This is a genomic window from Mesorhizobium sp. M7A.F.Ca.CA.002.04.1.1, from assembly GCF_004022805.1.
Lineage (GTDB): Bacteria > Pseudomonadota > Alphaproteobacteria > Rhizobiales > Rhizobiaceae > Mesorhizobium > Mesorhizobium ciceri.
In genome coordinates this window covers 1-4,963 of sequence record NZ_RZPL01000424.1, presented here as the reverse complement: position 1 = coordinate 4,963, position 4,963 = coordinate 1, and the positions used below count along the sequence as shown (strand labels likewise).

Annotated in this window: 6 protein-coding genes and 1 pseudogene; all 7 read right to left on the bottom strand. The window is 62.2% G+C overall.

What is annotated here, in order from left to right:
- A pseudogene (locus ENZ75_RS20710) lies at window positions 1-864 on the bottom strand (citramalate synthase); the annotation flags it as partial.
- Window positions 861-1,817 carry a prolyl aminopeptidase gene (gene pip / locus ENZ75_RS20705; protein ID WP_013532557.1) on the bottom strand — a complete coding sequence of 319 codons (957 nt, stop codon included), beginning with the start codon at window positions 1,815-1,817 and terminating at the stop codon, window positions 861-863. The pseudogene ENZ75_RS20710 and the gene pip, both read right to left, overlap by 4 nt.
- Window positions 1,814-2,290 carry a GFA family protein gene (locus ENZ75_RS20700; RefSeq protein ID WP_013532558.1) on the bottom strand — a complete coding sequence of 159 codons (477 nt, stop codon included), beginning with the start codon at window positions 2,288-2,290 and terminating at the stop codon, window positions 1,814-1,816. Before ENZ75_RS20700 ends, pip begins: the two co-directional genes overlap by 4 nt.
- On the bottom strand, window positions 2,287-2,778 hold the full coding sequence (locus tag ENZ75_RS20695) for a GFA family protein (RefSeq protein WP_013532559.1): 492 nt from the start codon (window positions 2,776-2,778) through the stop codon (window positions 2,287-2,289). Before ENZ75_RS20695 ends, ENZ75_RS20700 begins: the two co-directional genes overlap by 4 nt.
- Window positions 2,779-2,784: 6 nt before the next feature.
- On the bottom strand, window positions 2,785-3,171 hold the full coding sequence (locus tag ENZ75_RS20690) for a VOC family protein (RefSeq protein WP_013532560.1): 387 nt from the start codon (window positions 3,169-3,171) through the stop codon (window positions 2,785-2,787).
- A complete protein-coding gene (gene cysS / locus ENZ75_RS20685; protein ID WP_013532561.1) occupies window positions 3,168-4,604 on the bottom strand; it encodes a cysteine--tRNA ligase in 1,437 nt (478 codons plus the stop codon). Before cysS ends, ENZ75_RS20690 begins: the two co-directional genes overlap by 4 nt.
- A 22-nt stretch (window positions 4,605-4,626) precedes the next feature.
- The coding region (locus ENZ75_RS34630) for a hypothetical protein (protein WP_206617073.1) at window positions 4,627-4,963 on the bottom strand (337 nt) is incomplete at its 5' end.

Below are 4,963 nucleotides of genomic sequence, written 5' to 3'. Positions count from 1 at the left end.
GTTCAGGAGTTCGGCGAATGCGCGCGACAACCTGGAAATGCCTGTCAGCGCCTCAGCCGAAATGCCAGTTTCGAAACGATCGGCGAAGGCCGGCTTTAGCGCCAGCGTTGGCACGATCGAGATCAAATTGGCGTTGCCGCAGCGCTCCCCGATGCCGTTGAGCGTGCCCTGGATCTGGCGCACGCCAGCCTCGACAGCGGCGAGGGAATTCGCCACGGCCTGGCCGGTGTCGTCATGGGCATGGATGCCGAGATGATCGCCTGAAATGCCTGATAAAATAACCTTCTCGACGATGGCGCGGACTTCCGATGGCTGCGTGCCGCCATTGGTGTCGCACAGCACCACCCAACGCGCCCCGGCATCATAGGCGGTCCTGGCGCAGGCCAGCGCATAGTCGGGATTGGCCTTGAAGCCATCGAAGAAATGCTCGCAGTCGACCAATGCCTCCTTGCCGGCGGCGATCGCCGCCTCGACGGAGGCCTTGATGGCATCGAGGTTCTCCTCATTGGTGCAGCCGAGCGCGACACGGACGTGGTAGTCCCAGCTCTTGGCGACGAAGCAGATGGCATCCGATTTCGATTGCACAAGAGACGCTAGGCCGGGATCGTTGGACGCCGACACCCCTGCCCGCTTGGTCATGCCGAAGGCGACGAATTTGGCGCGCTCCGTGCGCTTCTCCTGGAAGAAGGCGGTGTCGGTCGGGTTGGCGCCGGGATAGCCGCCTTCGACATAGTCGAGGCCAAAAGCGTCAAGCAGTTTTGCGATGGCGATCTTGTCCTCGACGGAAAAGTCGATGCCCGGCGTCTGCTGGCCATCGCGCAATGTGGTGTCGAAGAGATAGAGGCGCTCGCGGGTCATGGTCATTTGCCTGCAAACTTGTCCGTCGCGCGGATCAGCCGGTCGAGGATACCCGGCTCCGAATAAGCATGGCCGGCGCCCTCGATCAGATGGAAATCCGCCTTTGGCCAGGCCTTGTGCAGCGCCCAGGCATAGCGCGCCGGGCATGGCATGTCGTAGCGGCCATGGACGATGGTGCCGGGGATGTCGCTCAGCCTGTGCGCGTCGCGCAGCAATTGTCCCTCTTCCAGCCAGCCGGCATGGACGAAATAGTGGTTCTCGATGCGGGCGAACGCGACGGCATAGTCGTCCTGCCCAAACGGACCGCTTGTCTCAGGCTCCGGCAACAGCGTGATCGTTTCGCCTTCCCACAGGCTCCAGGCGCGGGCCGCCTCGATCTGCGCCTTTCGATCCGTGCCGACCAGCCGCTTGCGATAGGCGACCATCATGTCGCTGCGCTCGGCCTCCGGGATCGGCGCCAGGAAGCGCTCCCATTTGTCCGGGAACATTTCCGAGACGCCGAACTGATAGTACCATTCCAGTTCCGCACGCGTCAGCGTGTAGATGCCGCGCACCACCAGTTCGCTGACGCGTTCTGGGTGGGTCTCGGCGTAGGCGAGCGCAAGCGTCGACCCCCAGGAGCCGCCGAACACCAGCCATTTGTCGAAGCCGGCCATTTCGCGCAGCCGTTCGATGTCGGCGACCAGGTGCCATGTCGTATTGGCTTCGAGCGAGGCGTTGGGCGTCGATTTTCCGCAGCCACGCTGGTCGAACAGGATGACATCGTAGAGCTTCGGGTCGAACAGCCGCCGGTGTTTTGGCGAAATGGTGCCGCCCGGCCCGCCATGCAGGAACACCGCCGGCTTGGCGCCTTTAGTGCCGGAACGCTCCCAGTAGACCTGGTGGCCGTCGCCGACATCGAGCATGCCGGAATCGAACGCCTCGATCTCGGGATAAAGCGTACGCAATTGACTGCTCATAGTTGTAAACCTTTGGTCGGCCAGTCCGGCGTTTCATGGTCTGGGTGCTGGAAGGAGATGATGGATTCCTGCCTGTTGTAATAATCAGGATCCTGGTGGACGGGCTGATCGAAGATCGTCTCCACCCAGGGCAACCGCGCGGCATAGTTGACCTGGATCTGCGGTGCCAGGTCCGAACGGTCGTCGAAGGCACCGATCGCGATTTCCAGCCCGCCGGGCTGCCGATATGTCAGCGGCGTGCCGCAGCGGGCGCAGAAACCACGATCGATGTTGACCGACGACTGGAAGTAACTCGGCTCTTCATGGGTCCATTCGACGCCATCTCTGGGCACCGTGACCAGCGCGCCGAAGAACGAGCCGAACTGCTTCTGGCACATGCGGCAATGGCAGATGGACGGACGGCCGAGCGCTCCATGAACGCGGAAGCGCACGGCGCCACACTGGCAGCCGCCGGTTCTTACCTGATCGGTCATGATCTTTCCTTTGGCGGCCATTGTTCGGTGTCGTGGTCGGGGTGCTGGTAGGAAACGAGATCGGCCAGATAGGAGGCCGACGACATGTCGGCCATGGTGTCCTCGCCCGGCAGTTGCGGGATCGAGTCGACATAGGGCAGCTTTGCCTCGATCCCCCATTGAATCAGCGGCACGATCTCCGCTGGATTGTCGAACGCACCGATGGCGAGGCCAACCCCGTCCGGCGCGGTGAAGGTCAGCGGCGTGCCGCAATCGGCGCAAAAACCGCGATCGACATGGTTGGACGAACGGAAGTATTTCGGCTCGCCGCGCGTCCAGTCGAGCCTGGCGCCACGCACCGAAACCAGCGGCGCGTAGAACGCGCCGAACGCCTTCTGGCACATGCGGCAATGGCAGACCGAAGCGTCGCCCAAAGCGCCTTCAACGCGAAAGCGCACCGCGCCGCACTGGCAGCCGCCGGTATAGATCGGTCGGTTGTCGAGGCTCATCGCTGATCACTCCGGCGCATGGCAGACGGCCTCGACGTTGTTGCCGTCGGGATCGAGGACGAAGGCGCCATAGTAGTCCGGGTGATAGTGCGGGCGCAGGCCCGGCCCGCCATTGTCCTTGCCGCCGGCGGCAAGCGCCGCAGCATAGAAGGCTTCGACCTCGGCGCGGCTGCGCGCGGTGAAGGCGACGTGCTGATGGGCCTTCTGACCATCCTTGCCTTCCTGCAGCCAGAATACCGGCCGATCGCGACCGTAGCCACCGACCTTTTTACCGCCGGTGTACTCCAGCGGCACCATATACAACAGCGCGGCACCAAGCGGCGCCATCGCCTTGTCATAGAAAGCCTTCGAAGCGTCGAAATCGGCAACGTTGATGCCGAGATGATCGATCATCTTTTTACCTCCCAGGTGGTGATGCGTTCGCCTGTGACCGGATCCTTGCCGTCCTTCAACTGTATCCCCTGGGCCAGCAGGTCGTCGCGGATGCGGTCGGCTTCGGCCCAGCTCTTGGCGGCGATGAACGCGAGACGCTTGGCGATGGCCTTGCCGACGTGGCCTTCATCAACCTTCGCCGACGCGACGTCGAAGCCGAGGAACAGCAGCGACGCCTTCAGCGATGCAGCGGCATCGTTGCCGTCCATTGCCTCGCCGGCCAACTGGGTCAGGACCTGGAAGGCGGCATAGGTGGCGAGATCGTCCGACAAGGCGTCAATGATCTCCACGGGCACCTGTCCCGCCGCCGTCGGCGCGAGGTCGGCCCCCCGCTTCCATTTTCGCAGGGTGTTCTCGGCCTCTTCCAGCTTGCGCACGGAAAAGTCGATCGGCTCGCGATAATGCGTCATCAGCATCGCCAGCCGCAGCACCTCGCCCGGCCATTTGCGGCCGCCGAAGGTCTCGGTCTCCAGGAGTTCGTTGATCGAGTAGAAGTTGCCGAGGCTCTTCGACATTTTCTGCCCTTCGACCTGCAGGAAGCCGTTGTGCATCCAGATGTTGGCCATCATTTCGGTGCCATGGGCGCAACGCGACTGGGCGATCTCGTTTTCATGGTGCGGGAAGATCAGGTCGAGGCCGCCGCCATGGATGTCGAAGACCTCGCCGAGATAGGCGGCCGACATCGCCGAGCACTCGATGTGCCAGCCCGGCCGACCCCTGCCCCATGGCGAATTCCAGCCCGGCTCCTCCGGTGACGACAACTTCCAGAGGACAAAATCGCCGGGATTTTTCTTATGCGCGTCGACGGCGACGCGAGCACCGGCCTGCTGCTCGTCGAGATTGCGCTTCGACAGCTGGCCGTAGTCGGGCATCGACGCCGTGTCGAACAGGACTTCGCCCGCAGCAACATAGGCATGGCCGCGTTCGATCAGGCTTTGAATCAAGGTGATCATGTCAACCTTGCCGTCGGCACGGGGCTCGACGAATTCGGTGGCGCGCGGCTCGACCGTCGGCTCCAGGCAGCCGAGAACCGCCACGTCGCTGTGGAACTGGTCGGCGGTCTTTTCGGTGACCCGCCTGATCGCCTCATTCAACGACAGCGTGCCGGAAGCGATCTCGCCGCCGAAATCGCGCAAAGCGCGCGCATTGATCTTGTCGTCTACGTCGGTGATGTTGCGCACATAGGTGACGTGCGTCTGCCCATAGAGATGGCGCAGCAAGCGGAACAGCACGTCGAAGACGATCACCGGCCTGGCATTGCCGATATGAGCAAAGTCGTAGACGGTCGGGCCGCAGACATACATGCGCACGTTCAGCGGATCGATCGGGACGAAATCCTCTTTCGTCCGCGTCAGCGTGTTGTAGAGGCGCAGGCCCTGCGATGCGTCGGACATTCGTGCCTTCCCGGTTCAGAACTCAATTCGACGAAGCCAGCCCTGCGCGAACGCAAATCAGGCTCCAGCCTGCTGGCCGGGGCGTTTGTCCAATCTGGGGAGAGATGAGGCGAAAACGTCCGGACCAGCGCGAGGCTAGCCAATAATGCAAATGCCACAAATGGCGAAAGACGTTTTCATGGGCGGCTTTATCGCCTTGGCTTGTGTTGCCGTCAAGTCGCAAGTTTCGGCAAAACCGTCGCTGGGTCACAGGTAATGATGCACTGAAACATTTTATTAAACATGTCGGCACAGTCATGAAACATTCGCCGGCTAGATCAGCAGGCGTCACGATTTGGTCAGAATCGGCCATCAAACGC